Raw genomic sequence first — 3147 nt, forward strand, 5'->3', positions numbered from 1 at the left:
AGACCGCCCCCTTGTGGATACCGCATGCCCCGGTGATATCGCAGAGGACTGGCGCCCGTCAGCCCCTACGACACCACGAGTTCAACCTCAGTAGGACCTCTTAGAGCTGCGGACAGAAGGGGCGCCCGGCTCGCGACGCCCGGCACGCACGCTCGCGGCGTTGCCGAAAGGCTCTGACAGCTCCGCTGCGAGGACCTTCCGGCGCCTTGCGCTCGCACGCGCCGGACACCGCGAGCTGACCGGACTCCCCTTTTGTTCGCAGCTCTTAGCCGCAGGGGATCACGTAGCGGACGGGGTTCCAGTCCCCGTGGGCGTCCGAGCTGTACGCGCGCGGCGTCTTGTAGATCATGGTGCCGTTGGGGTTGTACATCCGGGCCCGGCGGCTCTCCAGGTTGCGGGTCTGGTCGTTGACCCAGGAACCGCCCTTGCCCCAGGTGGACACGTAGTACTTAGTGTTGCACTGGCGCATCTTGATGATGCTCCCGCTGAAGTTGTCCCGCTGGTAGGCACAGAAGTTCCCGGACACCCCGGCAACACCCAGGCACGGGTCGGCGACGGCGCGCATCCCGTTGCCCGAGGCGAAGTCGCGCGGGTGGGCTTCGCCCGGCAGGGCTACGAGGATCTCGCCCTTGCCCTTGAGGTCGATCTTGTTCAGCGCGACCTGGGTCCCGCCCATCTTCTTCAGGTAGCGGTCCACGTCCGCCTGCAGCGCCGTGGTCTGCGCGCTGGTCAGGTGCGCGGACTCGGCCTGCTGGGCGAAGCGCGAGTGCGCCGGCGCCCCCGGTGCTGCCTCGGCGGCGCCCACGCCCGTGACGAGCATGAGCAGCCCCCCTGCCGCCGCGACGGCTGCACGACCCTTCGTGACTGCCATGTGTTTCCCCCTGTCTCTTCGCGGTTCTCCGCTGAAGCCGCCGCCCTTCGCGGCGACCTCAGAAGGTTCCCATCGGCGGGAAGTCACGTCCTCCGCCGGGGAGTTGAACCGCGGTAAACCTTCGCGGTAAGCACCACGGATGACGGCGGTTTCGGCCAGGAGTGCCATGGAGGGCTGCGCTGCGAAGCCTGTCGACTCCTCGGGGGTCGCCCTGGAGGTCACCGGTGACCGGTGCCCGGCATCGAGGAGCAGGTGCGCGTGCGCGTCGATCGCCTGAACCAGCGGCGCGGTGTCGCGACCCGCTACGAGAAGACCGCGACCGGCTGCCCGGCCGGACTCCCCATCACGGGCATCCTCCTCCGGGCCGTCCGATGGCCCGGTCCCGGCCGGGGGCCTGTGTGTCGTTCAGCGGCCGATGCCGTCCAGCTCGGCCACGTCCTCGTCACGGAGGGAGAGACCGGCGCCCGCGATGTTCTCGCGCAGGTGGGCGGTGGACGAAGTACCGGGGATGAGCAGGATGTTCGGCGAGCGCCGCACCAGCCAGGCCAGCGCGACCGACATGGGCGTCGCCCCCAGTCGGTCCGCGACCTGCGAGAGGACCTCGGACTGCAGCGGCGTGAAGCCTCCCAGCGGGAAGAACGGCACGTAGGCGATGCCGTCGGCGGCGAGATGATCTATGAGGTCGTCGTCGTGGCGGTGGGCGAGGTTGTACATGTTCTGCACGCACACGATCGGGGCGATGCCGCGCGCCTCGGTGACCTGCTCCTCGGTGACATTGCTGACGCCGAGGTGGCGGATCAGTCCCTCTTGCCGGAGGCCGGCAAGCGTCTCGAACGCTTCGGCGATCGAGCCGGGCCGGGGGCCCTGAGCGTCGCCCATGCGCATGTTGACCAGGTCGAGGGTCTCGACCCCGAGGGATTCGAGGTTTTCGTGGATCTGCCGGCGCAGGTCTTCGGGGCGCCGGGCCGTGGGCCAGCCGCCCTGCGCGTCGCGGGTCGCACCGACCTTGGTGGCGATGAACAGCGGCTCCGGGTAGGGGTGCAGCGCTTCCCGGATCAGCTCATTGGTGATGCGCGGTCCGTAGGCGCCGCTCGTGTCGATGTGGGTGATCCCGAGGCCGACTGCCTCGCGCAGCACGGCCAGGGCGCCGTCGTGATCGGCGGGCGGTCCCATGACCCACGGACCGGCGAGCTGCATCGCGCCGTAGCCGAACCGGGTGACGGTCGAGTCACCCAGTGTCCAGGTTCCGCCGGGAAGAGGTGCGGAGGGCGTGTTCATCGTGGTGCCTTTCGCTTCGTGCAAGGGGTGGTGTCTCCGACCCCCTTGCACCAGTGTTGGAGAGGAACTTCCTGCCGGGAAGTAGGCACTTCGAAGTGCGTAACACTCCAGAAGGTGAGAGGCGAGACCAGTGGCGACGACGAAAGCCGACAAGAGGGCGCAGGCCAAGGCGGAGTACAACGCGTTCCTGGCGGGGTGCCCCAGCCGCCGGCTCCTCGACCGGATCTCGGACAAGTGGGTCGTCCTGATCCTGTGCGCACTGGGCGGCGACACGTCCGAACACTCCGGTGCGTCGCACACCCCGAAGGCGATGCGCTACTCCGAGCTGGCCCGGCTGCTGGCCGGCGTCAGCCAGAAGATGCTGACCCAGACGCTGCGGGCTCTCGAACGCGACGGTTTGCTCATCCGCACCGTGACACCCACGGTCCCAGTCACCGTCACCTACGAGCTGACCGACCTCGGCCTCTCGCTCCACCACCTGACACGCGGGCTCAGGCAGTGGGCCCAGACCCACATGGAACAAGTCCTCGCCCATCGCGAGGACCACGACGCACGAGCTTCCTAGCGTGGCGGCGGCGTTCTGCGTCTCTGCCCGTCTGTTCAAGATCCCCCAGCCGAGACCTGGCTCACCCGTCCACGGCCTCCCCGGACAGCACGACTAACCTCTGTCAACGACGAGTTCGCCGTTCAGGATCACCATGCGGAGGTTTCGTACGTTGCGGATGTCCGTGGTGGGATCGGCGTTCAGCACGAACAGGCCGGCGCGCTTGCCGGGGGTCAGGCGTGCGCACACTCGGGCGGGCCGGCGTACCTCGAGGGGCGGGGAGGAGTCGTCCGGAGCCCTCGGTCCACCGGCCGGTAACCGCCCCCGAGCCGGCGAAGGCCGCGGTCACCTCACCTCGGACCCAAGAGCTGCGGACAAAAGGGGCGCCCGGCTCGCGACGCCCGGCACGCACGCTCGCGGCGTTGCCGGAAGGTCCTGGTAGCTCCGCTACAAG

3 protein-coding genes are annotated in these 3147 nt (G+C 68.9%); 1 reads left to right on the plus strand and 2 read right to left on the minus strand.

What is annotated here, in order from left to right:
- Positions 1 to 265 precede the first annotated feature (265 nt).
- Together ABZ719_RS37415 and ABZ719_RS37420 are read right to left on the minus strand one after the other, a co-directional pair.
- Positions 266 to 871, minus strand: a complete 606-nt coding sequence (locus tag ABZ719_RS37415; protein WP_366729631.1) for a hypothetical protein — start codon at positions 869 to 871, stop codon at positions 266 to 268.
- Between the two features lie 405 nt (positions 872 to 1276).
- Complete coding sequence (locus ABZ719_RS37420; protein ID WP_366729632.1) at positions 1277 to 2149, minus strand: aldo/keto reductase family oxidoreductase; 873 nt, start codon at positions 2147 to 2149, stop codon at positions 1277 to 1279.
- Positions 2150 to 2279: 130 nt separating this feature from the next.
- Between ABZ719_RS37420 and ABZ719_RS37425 the strand changes: the two genes are divergently transcribed.
- Complete coding sequence (locus ABZ719_RS37425; protein ID WP_366729633.1) at positions 2280 to 2714, plus strand: helix-turn-helix domain-containing protein; 435 nt, start codon at positions 2280 to 2282, stop codon at positions 2712 to 2714.
- Positions 2715 to 3147 lie beyond the last annotated feature (433 nt).

This window comes from Streptomyces sp. NPDC006743, from assembly GCF_040703815.1.
Taxonomy (GTDB): domain Bacteria; phylum Actinomycetota; class Actinomycetes; order Streptomycetales; family Streptomycetaceae; genus Streptomyces.

Bases quoted from the DNA above. Each gene is read 5' to 3' on its own strand.
- ABZ719_RS37415 (WP_366729631.1), bottom strand. From the start codon at position 871: ATGGCAGTCACGAAGGGTCGTGCAGCCGTCGCGGCGGCAGGGGGGCTG.
- ABZ719_RS37420 (WP_366729632.1), bottom strand. From the start codon at position 2,149: ATGAACACGCCCTCCGCACCTCTTCCCGGCGGAACCTGGACACTGGGT.